The organism is Nocardia sp. bgisy134 (assembly GCF_057708325.1).
The window spans coordinates 104,656-123,331 of the sequence record NZ_JBYIRW010000019.1 but is presented as its reverse complement, the minus strand read 5'-3'; the positions used below and the strand labels follow the sequence as shown (position 1 = coordinate 123,331).

Here is an 18,676-nt window from a genome sequence, read left to right as displayed (position 1 = left end):
GCCCGGCGATCGGTTGCAGGTGACATGGAACTCTCCGAAGCCGTCGATTTCGCTCGCTCCGCTCGCCGTTCCGTGCTGACCACCATCCGCCGCAACGGCAGGCCGCAGCTGTCCAACGTGCTGCACGTCGTCGGAGACGACGACGTCATCCGCATCTCCATCACCGCCGACCGCGCCAAGTACCACAATCTGCGGCGCGACCCCTGGGCCGCGCTGCACGTCACCCGCGACGACTTCTTCGCCTATGCCGTCCTCGAAGGCACCGTCGAACTCACGCCCGTCGCCGCCGAACCCGATGACCCCACCGTCGAGGAACTCGTCGCCTACTACCGCTCGGTCTCCGGCGAACACCCCGACTGGTCCGATTACCGGCGCGCCATGGTCGAAGAACGCCGCGTCCTCGCCCTCTTCACCCCCACCAACGCCTACGGCATGCTCTGATCCACTCGCTCGCACATCGTCACCGGCCGAGCGCATTCGCCCTGCGGCGGCTCGTTCCGCCCGATAGACCCCGGCTCAGCGGGTGAGGAGTTGCGAGACGGGGAGGAAGGTGTAGCCGTCGGCGCGCAGTTCGGCGACTATGCGCGGGATCGCGGCGAGGGAGTCGGGGTTGCTCATGACGTGCAGCAGGACGATGGAGCCGGGGCGGACCTCGGCGACGGTTTCGCGGACGACGTCGTCGGTGCCGGCCACTGTGCCGGAGTCGGGTTCGACGTCCCACATGACGGTGGTGCGGTCGTGGTCGGCGAGATATTCGGGCAGCGACCAGAGTTTCTTGCCGTAGGGCGGGCGGAAGGTGATGGGGCCGAGGTAGCCGGTCTTCGCGATCTCGGCGTCGGTGTCCTCGATCTCGGCGCGCACGGTCCTGTCGGAGACGAACACCATCCGCCGGTGGTTGTAGGTGTGGTTACCGATCTCGTGGCCCGCGGCGGCGATCGCCCTGCCCGCCTCCGGCCGCGCCGCGAGATCCCGCCCGTTCAGGTAGAAGGTGGCGGTAATGCCCGCGTCGGCAAGGACTTTCAGCACTTCGGGCGCGCGGTCGGAAGGTCCGTCGTCGAGCGTCAGCGCGACCACCTTGTCCGCGGTGTCGACCCGATCCACCAGCCGCCCCGCCACCTGATAGGTGCGCGAGTTCATCAGGAAATAAGTGCCGGCCCCCACCAGCACGACGAGCACGAGAGCGAGCGCGAACCCGATCGACCACCGGCGAAGCATCTTCGCTGTATATCAGAAAATCGCGCCGAACCACTGCGCGCCAACCGCATTCGGCCGACCGGAGCGCAACATCCCCGCTCTACCCAACCACCCCCGGGGCGAGTCTTACGAGCCCGTTCGCGGCCCGTCTCGCTTCCGAGCGGTCGAGACGCACGCGACGAAGTCGCAAGTCTTGACCGCTCGGAAAGCGAGACACTAGTGGGCCGCGAACACGCGCGCGCCAGCGCGCCAATGATTCAGAAGTTGATCATGTGGCCCGCGAGGCCGTGGATGGCCTCCTGCAGCGCCTCGCTGAGCGTCGGGTGGGTGTGCACGTTGCGGGCGAGCTCGTTGACCGTGAGGTCCCACTTCTGGGCCAGGGTCAGCTCGGGCAGCAGCTCCGAGACGTCGGGCCCGATCAGGTGGCCGCCGATCAGTTCGCCGTACTTGGCGTCGGAGATCAGCTTCACGAAACCGGTCGCGTCGCCGAGACCGTGCGCCTTGCCGTTGGCGGTGAACGGGAAGGTCGCGACCTTCACGTCGTAGCCCTCGGCGCGCGCCTGCTCCTCGGTGAGACCGAAGCTGGCCACCTGCGGCTGGCAGAAGGTGGCGCGCGGCATCATCCGGTAGTCGCCGAGGGTGAGGGTCTCCGCGCCGCCGATGGTCTCGGACGCGACCACGCCCTGCGCCTCCGCGACGTGCGCGAGCTGCAGCTTGCCGGTGACGTCACCGATGGCGTAGATGTGCGGCACGTTGGTGCGCATGTAGTCGTCGATGGCGATGGCGCCGCGCTCGAGCTGCACGCCGGTGTTCTCCAGGCCGTAGCCCTCCACCCGCGGCGCGAAGCCGACAGCCTGCAGCACCTTGTCGACGGTGACGGTCTCCACCGCGCCGGTCTTGTTGTCCTTGATCGAGACGGTGACCTTGGATCCGTCGTCGTTCATGGACTGCACGGCCGCACCGGTGGTGATGGTGATGCCGAGCTTCTTGTACGCCTTGGTGATCTCCTTGGAGACGTCGGCGTCCTCGTTGGGCAGCGCGCGGTCCAGGAACTCCACGATGCGCACGTCGACGCCGTAGTTCTTCAGGACGTAGCCGAACTCCATGCCGATCGCGCCCGCGCCGACGATGAGGATCGAACCGGGCAGGTCCCTGGTCAGGATCTGCTCTTCGTAGGTGACGACGTTGGCGCTGAGCTGGGTGCCGGGCAGCAGCTTGGTGACGGTGCCCGTCGCGATGATCACGTTGTCGAACGTGACGGTCTCGGTGCCGCCCTTGGACAGCTCCACCGCGAGCGTGTTCGCGTCGACGAAGGTGCCCTTGCCGTCGAACTCGTCGATCTTGTTCTTCTTCATCAGGAAGTGGACGCCCTTGACCCGGCCGTCCGCCACCTTGCGGCTGCGGTCGAACGCCGCGCCGAAGTCGAAGCTCGCCTCACCGGAAATACCGAAGGTCTTGGCTTCTTTGGTGAAAATGTGCGCGAGCTCGGCATTGCGCAGCAACGCCTTCGACGGGATGCAGCCCACGTTCAGGCACACACCGCCCCAGTATTTCTGCTCGACGATCGCTGTTCGCAGGCCGAGTTGAGCGGCACGGATCGCGGCGACATAACCGCCGGGACCAGCGCCGAGAACGACGACATCGTAGTGGGAAGTCACGTCACCGAGCCTAACTCCGCCGTGCGAAGTTCACCCACCGTGCCCCCGCTTCGGTGAGATGACGAACACGCGCGGTCGAATCGGCGCCGGACGGGCGCCGACGAGGCCGCGCCGAGCCGGGCGTGCGCGGCCTCGACCGCACTACTGTTGGCTCGTGACGAACAGCGGATCGAGCGGTGCGGGCCCGGCCCGGCCGCTCGATCCGATCGACGGCACCACCTCGACTCATCTCGTTCGCCTGGTCCGTGATGTCGTCCTGCTATCGAAGCCGGACCCCGCGCGGCTGGCCCGCATTCCCGCGATCGACGACGCCGCGCTGGCCGGTGAACTCAACCGGATTCCGCTGCGCTCGCTGGTCGATCTGTGGGAGCTGCTCGCGCAGAGCAGGCCGGAGCCGGGCACCGGTCTCGCGGTGGCGGCGGCTGCGCCCCTCGGCACCCTGACGACCTGGGACTACCTCGTCACCAACGGACCGACGCTGGCCGACGCACTGCGTTCCGCTCAGCCCTATCACCGGCTGGTGACCGCCGCCGAGGAGGGCTTCGAGCTGGACCATCCCGGCGAACTCACCGTCGGCTACCGCACCTCGGCGGGCGACCCCGCGGTCGCCGCGGTGGTCAACGAGTACGTCCTCGCCTACTACCTGCGGCGCGCCCGCGAGGCGACCGGACGCCCGGTGATCCCTGTCCGCCTCACCTTCAGCCGGTCCGCTCCCGCCGGCCACGGCGCGCTGACCGCCGCCTTCGGCACGGATCGCATCGAGTTCGACGCACCGGCCGACACCATCACCTTCTCCGCGGCCGACGCCGCCGCGCCGCTCCCACGCGCCGACCCGATGCTCGCCGACCTGCTCCGCAGCCACGCCGACCTGGTGCTGGCGGCGGCCAAGCCGGTCCCCGGCCCGCTGGAGTCCTTCCGCCTCGCCCTGAACGCGACCCTCGACGACGGCCAACCATCACTCGCCGCGGTCGCCCGCCGCCTGGCCGTGAGCCCACGCACCTTGCAGCGTCAGCTCGCCGAACACGACACCGGCTGGCGCCACGAGGTCGACCTCGCCCGCTACGAACGCGCGAAATCCCTTCTGGACCAGGGGTTCACCACCGCCACCGTGGCCCAACGTCTCGGCTTCACCGACGACCGCGCCCTCCGCAAAGCCTTCCACCGCTGGACCGGCACACCCCCAACCGCCCGGCGGCACACCTGACGCGCCGCCCCCACACGCCTCGCAGAGCAATCAGCCCTGCAGGCGCGATGGCGTCCTCACACACCTTCGTCCTCACACACCTTGCACACGCCTCACAGAGCGCTCAGCCCCTGCGAGGCGTGTGAAGTCTTTGCGAGGCTGCGGCCAGCGGGGCACATCGTTGAGCAGGGTTGGCGCGTGGGGACCGGGTGGTGGCGCCGCGGGACCTGGGAAGGCCTTGGGGGTGGTCATAACGTCGGAGGCACCGGATCGAATGGTTCGGAATGTTCTCGGAGAAAGCGCGAAACAGATGAGCAATCAACCGATTTCAACCGCGGTGGTGCCGGTGAGCACTCGCGAGATCCAGCTGGCGTCGCGTCCCGATGGTGCGCCGACCGCGGCGAACTTCGCGTTGGTGACCCGCCCGATTCCCGAACTCGCGGACGGCCAGATTCTGGTGCGCAACACCTGGATGTCGGTCGATCCGTACATGCGCGGGCGGATGGACGATCGCCCGTCCTACATCGCTCCGTTCCAGGTCGGCGAGGCCATGGAGGGCTCGGCGGTCGGGGAGGTGATCGCCTCGCGGGCGGCGCGGATCGCCGTGGGCGATCAGGTGACCCACTTCGGGGGCTGGCGCGAGCACGCGGTGCTCGACGCGGAGCTGGCGACGCCGATCGACACGACCGCGGCCGCGCCGCAGCACTTCCTCGGCGCGCTCGGGACCACCGGCCTCACCGCGTACGCGGCGCTGACCGACGTGGCGCCGGTCCGGCCCGGCGACACCGTCTTCGTTTCGGCGGCGGCGGGCGCGGTGGGCAGCGTCGCCGGGCAGATCGCCAAGGCGCTGGGGGCGGGACGCGTCATCGGCTCGGCGGGCGGACCCGCGAAAACGAGCCTGCTGCTGGACGAATTCGGGTTCGACGCCGCCATCGACTACCGCGCGGGCGATCTGGCCGGACAACTCGCGGCGGCCGCCCCGGAGGGTATCGATGTCTACCTGGACAGCGTCGGCGGCGAGCACCTGCGCGTCGCCGTGGCGGCCATGCGACCGAAGGGACGCGTGGCGCTGGTCGGCGCGATCAGCGGCTACAACGGCGCGACCGGCGAGCCGGGCCCGGACCTGTATCTGGCCGCCACCAAGGAGGTTTCGCTGCGCGGCATGCTGGTGACCAGCTACTTCCCGGTCTTCGGCGAGTACATCGCCAAGGCCGCCGCCTGGCTCGCCGACGGCACCCTGCGCACCAGGGAAACCGTCTACGAAGGGCTCGATCAGGCGCCCGCCGCGTTCCTCGGCGTGCTGTCCGGCGTCAACACCGGAAAAATGCTCGTGCGACTGGGGTGAGGGCGAACTCGAGGTCCCGCCGGACACCACCGTCCGCTCCTACCGGCTGAGCCGGGTCAACTCCGCCACACCTGCTCGGCAACCCGACGGAAATTCCCACCGAACACCGCGGCTCGCTCCTCCTCGGTGAACCCGCGCGCGGCGAGTTCCGCGTCCAACCCCGCCCCCACGCCGACGCCGAGCAGGTCCTCCGGCGGAACCCATTGCAGTGGGCCCCATTTGGTGTATGTCTCGGAGAACGCCGTGGGGTTCGCGAGCAGTTCGGCGTTGAAGTCGGCGGCGTCGAAGGAGTAGTCGGAGCCGACGCCGATGTGCTCGATGCCGACCAGGTCCGCGCCGTAGCGGATGTGGTCGGCCATCGCCGCGACGCGCTCGGCTCGCTCGTCGGCCGCATTGCGGCCCAGGAAGATTCCCACTCCGTTGATGCCGATGACGCCGCCGGTCTCGGCGCAGGCCCTGGCTTGTTCGTCGGTGATATTGCGCGGGTGATCCCACAGCGCGGCGAAATTGGCGTGGCTGTAGATCATCGGCACAGCGGTGCATGCGGCGAGGTCGAGCCCCGTGCGCCGGGAACAGTGCGAGCCGTCGACGAACACGCCGACCTCGTTGAGCTTGCGCACCAGGTCCCTGCCGTAGGCGGTGAGGCCGGTGTCCTCGGTGTCCAGGCAACCGCAGCCTGCGGCGTTGGCGTGGTTGTAGGTCGGCAGCAGCGAGCGCACGCCGAGTTCGTGGAACACCTCGACGTTGTCCAAGTCGCCGCCGAGTGGACCGGCGTCCTCGAGATCGAAGGAGAGCGCGATCCGCTCCGGATCGCCGATATCGTCCAGACCGGCGACGAGCCGGAATCGCCCGTCCGCCAGCGCATCCCGGCGGAACTGCCGCACCAGTGCCAGCGCGTCGGCGGTGTTCTGCCGCGAGTATCCGATGTTCACCGACAGGTGGGAGCCGAGCGGATACCTGGCCAGCTCCGTGATGTCCGCGGAGGGCAGCAGCGGCAGACAGCAGTGCTGTTCCCACAGGAAGGGGGGCAAATCGGACTCCTGTCGCTCGGTACGGGATTCCGATCCTAGAAGCAGGGTCGAACGAAACCCGTCCGAGACTCGAGCGTGCGCACGGTGAAGGGCGGTACGCGAGGCGGCGAATTCGAGACTGATCCGCGACCCGACTGCGGCTAACGGATCATCCGATTCGACCGATTTCCAAGATGTTTCAATCCCCCACTGCCCAAGGCGGTGCGACGTGCGTCGCTTCCTCGTGCTGATTTCCGCGCTGGTCGCCGGAATCGGACTCCTGATCATCCCCGGCCCAGCGCTCGCGGCTCCCTCCTCCTGCGGAGTGGACTGGGGTTCGCTGGACAAGTCGAACCCGAGCCACTCGACCGCTCCGATCACGAATGTGCGTTCCGGTCGCCACCAGTGTTTCGACCGGCTCGTCATCGATGTCGCGGGCCCGGTCACCGGCTACCGGGCAGGCTACGTCGGCTCGGTGGCCATGGACGCGTCGGGCGCGCCCGTGCCGCTGCGCGGCGACGCGTTCCTCAGCGTGACGGTGCACGCGCCCGCCTACGACGACGCGGGCAACGGCACCTACCACCCGGACGATCGCGCCGAACTGGCCAGAGTCGGCGGCTATCAAACCCTCCGTCAGGTCGCCTGGGCGGGTTCCTTCGAAGGTCAGACCACCTTCGGCGTCGGCGTGCGCGCGCGGCTGCCGTTTCGGGTGTACACGCTGGACGGACCCGGCGCAGGATCGCGGGTCGTGCTCGACGTCGCACACTTCTGGTAACCGCGCACGCAGGGACGACGTCGCTCAGCAACAATGTTGGCATGAGGGAACGCAGTGAGCGAATCATGTGCCAGCGCGCTTCGCGCATGCCGGAGCCGAGCGCCAGCGAGGCGAAGGCATGAGCGGCGTTGAGCAGAATGTGACGGATCCTTACCTCTGGCTCGAAGAAGTGACCGGCGAGCGACCCCTGGAATGGGCGCGCGCACACAACGAGGTGGTCGGTCAGCGCTTCGCCTCGACCGAGCGGTTCACCGACCTGGAGCACCGCATCCTGGACATGCTCGATACCGACACCAAGATCGCCTATCCGGGCCGTCGCGGGCGCTGGCTGTACAACTTCTGGCGCGACGCCGAGCACCCGCGCGGCCTGTGGCGCCGCACCACGTTCGCCGAGTACGCCAAGGAATCGCCCGACTGGGACGTCCTGATCGACCTGGACGCCTTGGCCGACGCCGAGGACGAGAACTGGGTGTGGGGCGGCGCGGCGGTGCTGCGCCCCGAGCAGTCGCGCGCGCTCATCAGCCTGTCCCGAGGCGGCGCCGATGCCAAGGTCGTTCGCGAATTCGACATCGAGCGAAGAGAATTCATCGCCCCGGCGGACGGCGGCTACTTCCTGCCCGAGGCGAAGTCGGAGATCAGGTGGATCGACGTCGACTCGGTGTACGTCGGCACCGATTTCGGTCCTGGTTCGCTGACCGAATCCGGGTATCCGCGCATCGCCAAGCGCTGGCAGCGGGGCACCGAACTCGCCGAAGCCGAAACGGTTTTCGAGGGCACGGTGGACGACGTCGCCGTGTCGGCGGGCTATGACCGCACCCCCGGCTACGAACGCCACTTCGTCGGCCGCGCCACCGACTTCTTCAACGAAGAGGTGCACCTCATCGAGCCGGACGGGTCGCTACGCCACATCGACGTGCCCAGCGACGCCAGCGAATCCTGGTACAAGGACTGGCTGCTGGTCCGGCTGAAGTCGCCGTGGGAGGTGGGCGGCGTGGCCTATCCGGCCGGCGCCCTGCTCGCCACCGATTTCGAGAGTTTCCTCGCGGGCGCAAGGGAATTCGAGGCGCTCTTCACCCCCGACGCGCACACCTCGCTGCACGGCTACGGCTGGACCGAGAACCACCTGCTGCTCATCACCCTGCAAGACGTGCAGACCAAGCTGCACGTGCTGACCCCGGGGCCGGACGGCTGGACCACCGAGCCGCTGGCCGACACCCCGCCGATGGCGACGACCAGCGTCATGAACCTGGACCCGCTGGAGGGCGGCGACGAGTTCATGCTCACCACGAGCGGATTCACCACGCCCGCCACACTGTTGGCCAGCGCGGTCGGCGGCAGCACCGAGCAGCTCAAGCAGGAACCTGCCTTCTTCGACGCGGACGGCGTGGAGACCGAGCAGTTCTTCGCCCGTTCCGACGACGGAACGATGGTGCCGTACTTCGTGATTCGGCATCGCGACCGCAAGGACGTCCCCGGTCCCACCGTCATGTCGGGCTACGGCGGCTTCGAGGTCTCCCGCACGCCCGCCTACAGCGGCGCCTCCGGCATGGGCTGGCTGGAACGCGGCGGCACCTGGGTGATGACCAACATCCGCGGCGGCGGCGAGTACGGCCCGGAATGGCACACCTCGGTGCAGAAAGCCAACCGCCACAAGGTGTACGAGGATTTCGCGGCCATCGCCAGGGATCTGGTCGATCGCGGCATCACCACGCCCGGACAGCTCGGCGCGGTGGGCGGCAGCAATGGCGGTCTGCTGATGGGCGTGATGCTGACCAGGTACCCGGAGCTGTTCGGCGCCATCGTCTGCCAGGTCCCGCTGCTCGACATGAAGCGCTACCACCTGCTGCTGGCGGGCGCCTCGTGGATGGCGGAGTACGGCGACCCGGACAAGCCGGAGGAGTGGGAGTACATCGGCAAGTACTCGCCGTACCAGAACTCCCGGGCCGACGCCGACTACCCGCCGATCCTGATCACCACCTCCACCCGCGACGACCGCGTGCACCCCGGTCACGCCCGCAAGATGGCGGCGCTGCTCGAGGTGCAGGGCCACACGTTCTGGTACCACGAGAACATCGAGGGCGGGCACGGCGGCGCGGCGGACAACAAGCAGATGGCGTTCCAGGCCGCGCTCATCTACGAGTTCTTCACCCAGATGCTCATCGAGGGCGGCGAACGATCGGCCGACTGAACTACGCGCGGCTCGGCGTCTACCATGGCCGCACGGTAGACGCCGAGGACGGAACCGATTTCGACAGCGGCGTCGACGCCATGCTCTACGGATTCGCGGGCAGGCCGGCTACCCGCCGCGTGATCACCGGTCGCGCAGCCACTTCTCGATGCGGTCGACGGTGGAGTTCGGATCCGGGATCCAGCCGTTGTGTCCCAGCCGTTCCGGCTGATGCCACGCGGTCAGCTCGGCATCGGGCATCTTGCCGATCAGGTGCTCGGCCGACCCGCGCGGGGTGAGCTCGTCGCCCGCGATGGTGACCGACAGCACCGGGAGCTTCAGCCGGGCGATGCGTTCCTCGTAGTCGATATCGGCGCCGACCGGCGCGAACCGGCCGGTGCGCGCCAGCCGCGCCCAATCGGAGATGAGCACCTTCGACTGGGGACCGAAGCCGCCGACGGTGATCCGATCGCCCGGCCAGAAACCGGCGAGGCTGGCGGTCAGCGAGGCCGCCGCGGTGCCGAACAGCATGCCGGGACTGAACAACCCGGGATAGCCCCGGTAGTACGGCGTGCCGGAGGCGACGAGGATCAAACCGCCCAGCCTGCCGCGGATTCGCGCCGCGTACATGACGGCGAGCTGACCGCCCATGCTGTGCCCGAGCAGATACGGCGTGCTGGTCGGGAACCGGTCGCGCACCACCTGGAAGATCGCGGGGAAGTCCACCGACACCAGCTCGTGGTAGCCGTAGGTGCTGGTCGGGCTCGGCCGGGGCCGACTGTCGCCGTTGCCGCGCATTTCGCCGATGGCGGCGTCGAATCCGCGCGCGGCGAGCTGCTCGGCGACCAGTTCGTAGTAGGCGCCGGGTACGCCGAGCCCCGGCACGATCACCACGACCGGACGCGGCGCGTCGGGCGTGACCGCATGCCGGTGCTGACCCACGGCCGGGATCAACCGCACCGGGATGGTGCTGCCGTCCGGCACCTGGATCGGAACTGTCTCCATGCAGCGCACGCTACCGCGCGGCGTCGCGTACCGCCGCGCGGGCAGCCGACCACCCGGTCCGCTACGCGCCGACCGCACCCATGATCACTCGGCTGAGCACGCGGATCACGTCGTCCAGCGGCGGGCGCGGATCCGAACCGCTCCACGAATCCACCACGTAGTTCACAGCGCCGATGATCGCCAGCACCCGCATTTCGTAGTCGCCGGGCGGGATTTCCCCCTGCATGGCCGCGTCCTCGGCGGCGCTGGCCAGCAGCGAGCCCCACACCCGGCGTAGCTCCAGGCGGAACTTCTCCACCTTCGGTCCGGCGCCGACCACCTCGACGAGCGCTACCCGCGCTTTGCGCGGATCCGACCCGATGGACTCGACGTAAGCGCGCACCGCGGCATCGATGAGCTCCAGCGCCGACGCGTCGGTCTTCTTGTCCAACGCGGCCGTCACCGCTTCGCGCGACTCCTTGTCGATTTGCTCGTATAGCTCGAGTAGGAGTGACTCGCGGCCGGTGAACTCCTCGTAGAACTGTCGTGAGGAGAGCCCGGCGTCTTTACAGATGGCGCCCACCGAACTATTGGCGTATCCGTCGCGCGCAAAGACCGTCAGGCCTGATTCCAGAAAACGCGCACGCCGCTGGCGTTGCCGGTCCTCTACGGGTTGCCCGGCATACATTCGTCCCGTATTCGCATCCTGTGACATTGCGCCAGACAATACCGAAGGGCCCGATCCCCTCGTCATGGATCGGGCCCTTCGTCTCAACCTTCGACCGACCGCGCGTTAGCCGAAAGTTGGCAGCCTGGTAGCTAGATCAACCATTCCTCCGATCCGACCATCGTGACTCCCTTGTCACTGGCTGTTTGCCGAAAGGGACGATACCCAGTGATGCGCCGCGCCGGAAGGCTTTTGGAGGAAATTAGTAGAACTTTTTTCGGACGAACCGGTCCCTCTTCTTCACACGGCGTCGCCGCTGGTCGACAACAGTTCCGGCAGCGCGGCGACGGAGTCGATCACATGGTCCGGTGCCGTTATGGCCGCCGCGAGCACACCGGGCCGGAATTTGCCGGTGCGAACCAGCACCCCGGACATGCCGACGGCTTGCCCGGCCAGCACATCGGAATGCAGGTCGTCGCCGACCATCACGATCTCGGCGGGCTCCAGGCCCATGAGTTGCGCGCAGGTGCGAAACCCTGTGGGAGCGGGCTTGCCGACCACCTCGATCTCCGCGTTGCCCGCCGCCGAAAGCCCCGGTAGGTACGCGCCCGCGTCGATCCGCAGTCCGTCGTCGGTGGCCCAGGTGAGGCCGCCCTGCATCGCAACGGCGGGCACGCCGTCCAGCATGAGCTCGGCAACGCGACTGAGCGCGCGGTGCGTGAATTCCGTTCCGGCGCCGCCGATCACCACCACATCGGGATGGTCCTCGACGAGCTCGAGCCCGGCGAGATCCTCGGCGATGTCCCCGTGATTCAACAACCAGACCCGGGCACCCGGATAGCGGCGCCGCAGAAATTCGGCGGTCAACCGGCCCGCCGTGACGATTTCCCCGGTATCGATCTCGAATCCGGCGCTCTGCAATCGTTTGCCGATCTCGGCGCAGGTGCGTGACGTGGTGTTGGTGAGAAATGCTCGGCGCAAACCCCTTTCGCGCAATTCGCGCACGGCGGACGACGCTCCGTCGATCGGCCGCCAGGAAGTAACCAGCACGCCGTCGATGTCGTAGAGCACGCCTCTGATCTCGCCGCCCGACATGAATTCAGCCTACGACCGCATCGGGCGTCCCGCACGCGGACCGGCCGCAGGTCTGCGCTCACCGCCACGCGCCCAGCGCGACGCGGCGTAGCCCGGCGCCGGCACCCGCTCGTCGGTCGGTCTCCCCAGCGAGGATCGACACGCGCGGCGCCGGAATCACTGGGCTGCAACGGGTTCGGACGCCACCTTAGCGCCCCGGCGCCAAGGTGGCGGCGACCATCGCCAGCGCCGGCAGGAACACCTGGGCTCCGTCGACGTCGAAGTACTCATCCAGCAGCAGAATGCCGAGGGCAGCGGCTGCGTGCTCTGCGCCGAGCACCGCATCGACGACATCGGTCACGGGACTACCGTTCGGATGCGCGCCAACCCAGGCACGGCGCGACTTCGGCGGCGATCAGCTCGATCGATCGCAGGCTCGCTCGCTGGTCGGGGTCGACGGGATGGATCTGGACGATGAGGTCGGTGGCATCGGCCACCGCGGTGTCGGCCGCGAGGGCCGCCGCGACCTCGTCGGGGGTGCCGACGTAGGAGTCGCGCAGCACCTCCTCGACGGACTCGGCGAACTCCGGAATGCCCGCGGCGCGCAGATGTTCGAGAAATCGCAGCGCGCCGCGTTCGGCCAGACGTGTCGCCGACTCGTGGTCGTCGGCGACGAACACGCTGCGCGAGGCCCCGATGCGGGGCGCGATGTCCGCGGGCAGCGCGGCCGAGTACGCCTCGATCAGCGCGCGCTGCACCTCGTCGAGCCGTGCATGGGGCGAGGCGCGATCGCGCGGCTGTGTCCGCGAAAGCAGCAGACCCGCGCCCGCCGCGCCCGCGAGTTGCGCTCCTGACACGGAAAATGTTGCGTGCCAAAGGTTCTCACGCAGCGTTTCGGTGCGCGGGTGCAGGCTCCGGCCGGGAACCAGCTCCTCGCCGCGCAGGGCCGAGGTCGCCTTGGCCAGCTTGTCGGCGTACACCCGCTGCCGGTCCTCGCTCGCCACCCCGAAAAGCTCGAAGGAACTCTTGGAACCCCCGCTGCCGAAACCCAATTCGAGGCGGCCGCCGGAGAGAACATCCAGCACGGCGGCGTCCTCCGCGACCCGGATCGGATCTTCCAGCCCGAGCGTCACGATCGCGGTCCCGAGCCTGATGCGGCTCGTCTTCGCCGCCGCGTGCGCGAGAAACACCAGCGGCGAGGGCAATCCGCCCTCCGCGGGGTCCACGTGGTGCTGTGCGACCCAGGCCACGTCGTAGCCGAGGCGCTCGGCCAGCTCGATCTGCTCCAGCGCGTAGCGGTACACCTCGGCGGCGTCGTGGCGGTCCTCGGAACGGACCAGCCGGGTGAACAGGCCGAGACGTTTACTACTCATGCGGTCACCTTTCCCAGGTACGCGTCGCGGACGGCAACATTGTCCAGCAGTTCCTCTGCGCTGCCGCGCAACACGATCTGTCCGCCGCGCAGCACGTCGCCGGTGTGCGCGATGGACAGTGCCGGCTCGGCCTGCTCCCAGGGTGCGGAAGATTCGGACAAGCGTCCTGGTTCGGTACTACTTCCCCGGCGCGTCCTGCGCGCGGGTCGCTTCGTAGGCGTCGGCGCAGCGGGTGAGCAGGTCGCGGAGGGTCTCGCGTTCGGCTGCGGAGAACGACGCGTCGACCGCCCGCTCCACCCGGATCGCGCGCGCGTCGGCGTCTTCCATGGCCGCTTCGCCGCGTTCGGTGAGGCGGGTCTCCAGCACGTTCTTGTGCCACGCGTGCGGGGTCCGTTCGATGAACCCCCGCTCCTGCAAGTTGCCGAGCACGGTGTTCATGGTCGGCGGCGTGACGCCGCAGAGCCGGGCGAGGGCGGCGGCGGAGATCCCCGGGTTCTCGGAGAGGTGCAGCAGCGCGGAGTACTGGGCCACCGTGACGCCCGCGGGCTTCAGCGCGGCGTTCTTCGCCGTGTTCAGCGCCTGCTCCGCGCGCTTCACATACGAGCCGATGCGTTCGGAGGCGGGCATGGACGTCATGCCTGGCATCGTATCCGCTCGTTATTTCATTAGAGTCTTGACGAACATTAGAACTCTAATCTATGTTCGCATTCGATCTACAACGGAAGACGAAAGGCTCGAGCATGCCAACCACACGCCCACTGGCGATCGCAGCTCTCGCGCTGGCAGCCGCGCTCTCCGCGTGCGGCTCCCCCGACGACAGCCCGCGCGTCGCCACCGCCTACGAACTCCCCGGCGATCGCGTCTATCCCGAAGGCATCGCGCTGGATGCGCGCACCGGCGACACCTACGTCGGCTCGTACACCACCGGCGCGATCTACCGCGCCACCCCTGGCGCGGAGAAGGCGGAGGTCTTCCTGCCCGAGGGCGCCGACGGGCGAAAGACCGCCAACGGAATGAAAGTGGACGGGGCAGGCCGACTCTGGGTGACCGACTCGACCACCGGTGTCGCCGTGTACGACACCGGCAACCGCGCGCTGATCGCGCGGTTCGACGTGCCCGGCGCCGACCCGCGCTTCGTCAACGACGTCGTCATCACGCCGGACGGCGCCGCCTACCTCACCGACAGCGTCCGCGCGGTGGTCTACCGGGTCACGCCCGATCAGGTGACCGCGGCCGCCGCGCAGGGCGGACGCGGGGAACTGACACCGCGATTCGAGCTGGCGGGCGTCATCGAGCCGCGCGAGCCAGGAGGATTCAGCCTCAACGGCTTGGTCGCGGACTCCTCCGGCCGCTACCTGCTGGTCGTCGACATGGTCGGCGGCGACCTCTATCGCGTCGACCTCACCGCCGACGCACCGATCCGCAAGGTCGACCTGCGCGGCGGCGACCTGATCAACGCCGACGGCCTCGACCTGCGCGGCGACACCCTGTGGGTGGCGCACAACAGGACCAACACGATCTCGCGCTGGACCCTGAGCGAGGACGGCGCCGCGGCGCGGCCGGCCGCACGGCTCACCGACGAGTCGCTCGGCATCCCAACCACTTTGGTGCGCGACGACGAGCGCACGCTGGTGGTCGCTTCGCAGTTCGACAAGGGCGGACCGATGGGGGCGGGCACTCCGGGCGTCTTCCGCGTCGTCGCGGTGAACGGTATCTGAGCCTTTAGGGTGAGCGGCATGGTGACCGCACTGCTCTACGGTCTAGGCACCGCGGTGCCGTTGCTCGTCGGCGCGGCGATCGGACTGCGCTGGACGCTGCCGAGGGCGCTGCTCGCCTCGCTGATGGCCTTCGGCTCGGGCACCATGATCGCCGCGGTCTCTTCGGAACTGTTCGAACCGGCCTTCCACCAGGCGGGCGTGCTGATCGCCGGTGCGGCGCTGTTCGCGGGCGCCGGGGTCTACGTGGTCGCCAGCCATCTGATCGAGACCAGGCTGGGGCCGGCCGCCATCGGCTGGGCGCTGATGCTCGGCACCATTCTGGACGGCGTGCCGGAGAACACCGCGCTCGGCGTCTCGCTGACCTCGGGCGGCGGGCTGGTGCTGCTGGTCGCGGTGGCCGTCGGCAATGTGCCGGAGGCCATCGGCGGCGCGGCGCTGATGCGTCGCGAACACGGTTTCGAACAGGTCCGCGCGTTCGGACTGTGGGCGGCGACGGGCGCCGTGCTCGTTCTGGTCACCGTGCTGGGAAACAGTCTGTCGGACAATCTCTCCGCCACCCACATCAGTGCCGTGCAGGCATTCGCGGGTGGCGCGACCATTGCCGTGCTGGCGGATTCGCTCATGCCCGAGGCCTATCGCGAGGGCGGCTGGTGGGTCGGAATGGCCACGGCAGCAGGTTTTCTGGTCGCCTTCGTGCTCCAGGGCTGATTCCGCCGCAATAGCGACACGCGTATTTCCGGGGGTTGCGGTAGCGGTATTCGGTCCGGTGACATACGCTTCGCGCGGATGAAAACCGCCTCATGGAGGGACTATTGACCACTCCGAGCACGCCGGAGGACGGTGCAGGCGGAACCGATGTCCGGCGAACAATACCGTTGTCGCAGCTTGTCCACTTGATGGCCGAATACGAAAAGCTCGGCACACACCGCCAGACTTTCCTCCCCGCACCGGTGAGCGACACATTCGTGCGCGGATGCGGCATCGTCGCGGGCGGACTCGCCGCGGTCGGTGTCATCTGCGCGGCGGTGGGCTCGGTCGGGGGCGGAATCGCGGTCGGGGTCGTCGCGCTGCTGCCCGCCACACTGGCCTCGGTGCGCGGGCGACAGAACCGCCAGAACCGCTCGGCCCGGCTGGATCTGTTCGACCGCGGCATGACCGTGTACCGCTCCGGCGAGCAGATCGCCGGGTTCCGCTGGGACACGGCCGAAGTCCGGCAGCAGGTCATCCCGTTCCAGAACACCGCGCACACCGAATACTCGCTGGAGATGAGCGGTCCGGACGGGGCGCACGCGTCCTTCGACGACACCGAATTCGCCGACGCGCGCGAATGGGGCAGGGCGATCCAATCGGCCATCACCGGAACCCAGCTGCCGCGCGCCGTCGCCACCATCGACCGAGGCGACATCATGCAATTCGGCGATATCGGCTTGGACCTGACGGCCCTCATCTTCCGCAATCAGGTCTATCCCTGGGAACGCATCCAGCTCATCGACGCCCGCAGCGGCTTGGTCCGCATCAAGGTCGACGGCACCTGGATCTCCCTCGCCCCCGTCGCCGCCATCCCCAACTTCTACATCTTCAACGAACTGGCCGAACGCCTCCGCCTCCCGGCGACCGCCTGAGACCGGTTACGCCGAGTCGACTCCGTTCTGCCACAGCGTGATACGCGGAAGGCCGGTCCACCCGAGGGGTGGACCGGCCTTCGTGACTAGCGAGAACTCGCCGATCCGGGGATCAGAAGTCCATGCCGCCCATGCCACCGGTCGGGTCGCCGGCGGGAGCGGCGGCCTTCTCCGGCTTGTCGGCGACGACGGCCTCGGTGGTGAGGAACAGGGCCGCGATGGAGGCCGCGTTCTGCAGCGCCGAGCGGGTGACCTTGACCGGGTCGGCGACGCCGGCGGCCAGCAGGTCCTCGTACTCGCCGGAGTCGGCGTTCAGGCCGGAACCCGCGGGCAGGTTCGAGACCTTCTCGGCGACCACGCCGGGCTCGAGGCCGGCGTTGAAGGCGATCTGCTTCAGCGGAGCCGACAGCGCGACGCGCACGATGTTCGCGCCGGTGGCCTCGTCACCGGTCAGGTTCAGCGCGTCCAGCGCCGGAGCCGACTGCAGCAGGGCCACGCCACCACCGGCGACGATGCCCTCTTCGACGGCAGCCTTCGCGTTGCGGACGGCGTCCTCGATGCGGTGCTTGCGCTCCTTGAGCTCGACCTCGGTGGCCGCGCCCGCCTTGATGACCGCGACACCGCCGGCCAGCTTGGCCAGACGCTCCTGCAGCTTCTCACGGTCGTAGTCCGAGTCCGAGTTCTCGATCTCGGTGCGGATCTGCGCAACGCGGCCCTTGATGGCCTCCGCGTCGCCCGCGCCCTCGACGATGGTGGTCTCGTCCTTGCTGATGACGACCTTGCGGGCCTGGCCGAGCAGCTCGATGCCCGCGGTCTCCAGGGAGAGGCCGACCTCTTCGCTGATGACCTCGCCGCCGGTCAGGATGGCGATGTCGGCCAGCTGGGCCTTGCGGCGGTCACCGAAGCCCGGGGCCTTGACGGCGACGGACTTGAAGGTGCCACGGATCTTGTTCACGACCAGGGTCGACAGGGCCTCGCCCTCGACGTCCTCGGCGATGATCAGCAGCGGCTTGCCGGCCTGGATGACCTTCTCCAGCAGCGGCAGCAGGTCCTTGACGGTCGAGATCTTCGAGCCGACCAGCAGCAGGTACGGGTCCTCGAGGACCGCTTCCTGACGCTCCGGGTCGGTGACGAAGTAACCGGAGATGTAGCCCTTGTCGAAGCGCATGCCCTCGGTCAGCTCCAGCTGGAGGCCGAAGGTGTTGCTCTCCTCGACGGTGATGACGCCTTCCTTGCCGACCTTGTCCATGGCCTCGGCGATCAGCTCACCGATGGACGCGTCGCCGGCCGAGATACCGGCGGTGGCAGCGATCTGCTCCTTGGTCTCGACCTCCTTGGCGGTGTCGAGCAGCTTGGCGGTGACGGCCTCGACGGCCTTCTCGATGCCGCGCTTCAGACCCAGCGGGTTCGCGCCGGCCGCGACGTTGCGCAGGCCCTCGCGCACCAGCGCCTGAGCCAGGACGGTGGCGGTGGTGGTGCCGTCGCCCGCGACGTCGTCGGTCTTCTTGGCGACTTCCTTGACCAGCTCGGCGCCGATCTTCTCGTACGGGTCCTCCAGCTCGATCTCCTTGGCGATGGACACACCATCGTTGGTGATCGTGGGAGCGCCCCACTTCTTCTCCAGGACAACGTTGCGACCCTTGGGGCCCAGCGTCACCTTGACCGCGTCGGCGAGGCTGTTCAGACCCCGCTCGAGGCCGCGACGGGCCTCTTCGTCGTACGCAATTGTCTTGGCCATTGCGTTGAGATCCTCCATTAGTAATGGGGCTGACACACAGGACGACCCCTTTCGGATCGCCCCATTTACGCTGGCCAGGTTCGGTGCCCGCGACGGACGACCGAGGGTGTCGATGAAACCCGGTCTCACCGTCCCGACCCTGGCACTCACAGGTCGAGAGTGCCAAAG

Annotated in this window: 19 protein-coding genes; 8 read left to right on the top strand and 11 right to left on the bottom strand. The window is 68.4% G+C overall.

The features are described 5' to 3' along the window. Positions 1-24: 24 nt before the first annotated feature. Positions 25-441 carry a PPOX class F420-dependent oxidoreductase gene (locus AC3ERS_RS28855; RefSeq protein WP_431971251.1) on the top strand — a complete coding sequence of 139 codons (417 nt, stop codon included), beginning with the start codon at positions 25-27 and terminating at the stop codon, positions 439-441. Positions 442-516: 75 nt separating this feature from the next. Here the strand turns inward: AC3ERS_RS28855 and AC3ERS_RS28850 are convergent, their stop codons facing one another. Continuing rightward, entirely contained in the window at positions 517-1,215 is a 699-nt protein-coding gene (locus AC3ERS_RS28850; protein WP_431971250.1) for a polysaccharide deacetylase family protein, read from the bottom strand. A gap of 236 nt (positions 1,216-1,451) precedes the next feature. Beyond that, a complete protein-coding gene (lpdA, locus tag AC3ERS_RS28845; RefSeq protein WP_431957818.1) occupies positions 1,452-2,852 on the bottom strand; it encodes a dihydrolipoyl dehydrogenase in 1,401 nt (466 codons plus the stop codon). Positions 2,853-3,006: 154 nt separating this feature from the next. Here lpdA and AC3ERS_RS28840 point away from each other — a divergent pair, with 154 nt between their 5' ends. Together AC3ERS_RS28840 and AC3ERS_RS28835 are read left to right on the top strand one after the other, a co-directional pair. Further along, on the top strand, positions 3,007-4,056 hold the full coding sequence (locus AC3ERS_RS28840; RefSeq protein WP_431971249.1) for an AraC family transcriptional regulator: 1,050 nt from the start codon (positions 3,007-3,009) through the stop codon (positions 4,054-4,056). A 289-nt stretch (positions 4,057-4,345) separates the two neighbouring features. Next, entirely contained in the window at positions 4,346-5,380 is a 1,035-nt protein-coding gene (locus tag AC3ERS_RS28835) for an NADP-dependent oxidoreductase (protein ID WP_431971248.1), read from the top strand. A gap of 56 nt (positions 5,381-5,436) precedes the next feature. Here AC3ERS_RS28835 and AC3ERS_RS28830 read toward each other — a convergent pair whose 3' ends face one another. Further along, positions 5,437-6,411, bottom strand: coding sequence for a dipeptidase (locus AC3ERS_RS28830; protein WP_431971247.1), 975 nt, complete (start codon positions 6,409-6,411; stop codon positions 5,437-5,439). A 208-nt stretch (positions 6,412-6,619) separates the two neighbouring features. Here AC3ERS_RS28830 and AC3ERS_RS28825 point away from each other — a divergent pair, with 208 nt between their 5' ends. Next, positions 6,620-7,165 (top strand): AMIN-like domain-containing (lipo)protein, encoded by a 546-nt coding sequence (locus AC3ERS_RS28825; RefSeq protein ID WP_431971246.1) that lies wholly within the window; start codon positions 6,620-6,622, stop codon positions 7,163-7,165. Positions 7,166-7,283: 118 nt separating this feature from the next. Beyond that, positions 7,284-9,353 (top strand): prolyl oligopeptidase family serine peptidase, encoded by a 2,070-nt coding sequence (locus AC3ERS_RS28820; protein ID WP_431971245.1) that lies wholly within the window; start codon positions 7,284-7,286, stop codon positions 9,351-9,353. Between the two features lie 123 nt (positions 9,354-9,476). On the opposite strand, the gene AC3ERS_RS28815 is transcribed toward AC3ERS_RS28820, so the two are convergent. The 7 genes from AC3ERS_RS28815 to AC3ERS_RS28785 all read right to left on the bottom strand — a co-directional run bounded on the left by AC3ERS_RS28815 (position 9,477) and on the right by AC3ERS_RS28785 (position 14,066). Then, a complete protein-coding gene (locus tag AC3ERS_RS28815; RefSeq protein WP_431971244.1) occupies positions 9,477-10,337 on the bottom strand; it encodes an alpha/beta hydrolase family protein in 861 nt (286 codons plus the stop codon). A gap of 61 nt (positions 10,338-10,398) precedes the next feature. Next, positions 10,399-11,004 (bottom strand): TetR/AcrR family transcriptional regulator, encoded by a 606-nt coding sequence (locus AC3ERS_RS28810; protein WP_431971321.1) that lies wholly within the window; start codon positions 11,002-11,004, stop codon positions 10,399-10,401. A 279-nt stretch (positions 11,005-11,283) separates the two neighbouring features. Continuing rightward, the gene (locus AC3ERS_RS28805; protein WP_431971243.1) at positions 11,284-12,078 is read right to left on the bottom strand and encodes an HAD-IIA family hydrolase; all 795 of its coding nucleotides are present in this window, start codon (positions 12,076-12,078) and stop codon (positions 11,284-11,286) included. 187 nt (positions 12,079-12,265) lie between these two features. Further along, entirely contained in the window at positions 12,266-12,418 is a 153-nt protein-coding gene (locus AC3ERS_RS28800) for a hypothetical protein (protein ID WP_431971242.1), read from the bottom strand. A gap of 4 nt (positions 12,419-12,422) precedes the next feature. Beyond that, a complete protein-coding gene (locus tag AC3ERS_RS28795; RefSeq protein WP_431971241.1) occupies positions 12,423-13,430 on the bottom strand; it encodes a putative FMN-dependent luciferase-like monooxygenase in 1,008 nt (335 codons plus the stop codon). Next, positions 13,427-13,591 carry a hypothetical protein gene (locus tag AC3ERS_RS28790; protein WP_431971240.1) on the bottom strand — a complete coding sequence of 55 codons (165 nt, stop codon included), beginning with the start codon at positions 13,589-13,591 and terminating at the stop codon, positions 13,427-13,429. The genes AC3ERS_RS28795 and AC3ERS_RS28790 overlap by 4 nt, the downstream gene beginning before the upstream one ends. Positions 13,592-13,607: 16 nt before the next feature. Further along, a complete protein-coding gene (locus AC3ERS_RS28785; protein WP_431971239.1) occupies positions 13,608-14,066 on the bottom strand; it encodes a MarR family winged helix-turn-helix transcriptional regulator in 459 nt (152 codons plus the stop codon). Between the two features lie 104 nt (positions 14,067-14,170). On the opposite strand from AC3ERS_RS28785, the gene AC3ERS_RS28780 reads away from it, so the two are divergent. The 3 genes from AC3ERS_RS28780 to AC3ERS_RS28770 all read left to right on the top strand — a co-directional run bounded on the left by AC3ERS_RS28780 (position 14,171) and on the right by AC3ERS_RS28770 (position 16,770). Then, complete coding sequence (locus tag AC3ERS_RS28780; RefSeq protein WP_431971238.1) at positions 14,171-15,148, top strand: SMP-30/gluconolactonase/LRE family protein; 978 nt, start codon at positions 14,171-14,173, stop codon at positions 15,146-15,148. A gap of 18 nt (positions 15,149-15,166) precedes the next feature. After that, the gene (locus AC3ERS_RS28775; RefSeq protein WP_431971237.1) at positions 15,167-15,856 is read left to right on the top strand and encodes a ZIP family metal transporter; all 690 of its coding nucleotides are present in this window, start codon (positions 15,167-15,169) and stop codon (positions 15,854-15,856) included. Positions 15,857-16,044: 188 nt separating this feature from the next. Then, positions 16,045-16,770, top strand: a complete 726-nt coding sequence (locus AC3ERS_RS28770; protein WP_431971236.1) for a DUF6585 family protein — start codon at positions 16,045-16,047, stop codon at positions 16,768-16,770. A 112-nt stretch (positions 16,771-16,882) separates the two neighbouring features. Here AC3ERS_RS28770 and groL read toward each other — a convergent pair whose 3' ends face one another. Beyond that, complete coding sequence (gene groL / locus AC3ERS_RS28765; RefSeq protein WP_431971235.1) at positions 16,883-18,508, bottom strand: chaperonin GroEL; 1,626 nt, start codon at positions 18,506-18,508, stop codon at positions 16,883-16,885. Positions 18,509-18,676 lie beyond the last annotated feature (168 nt).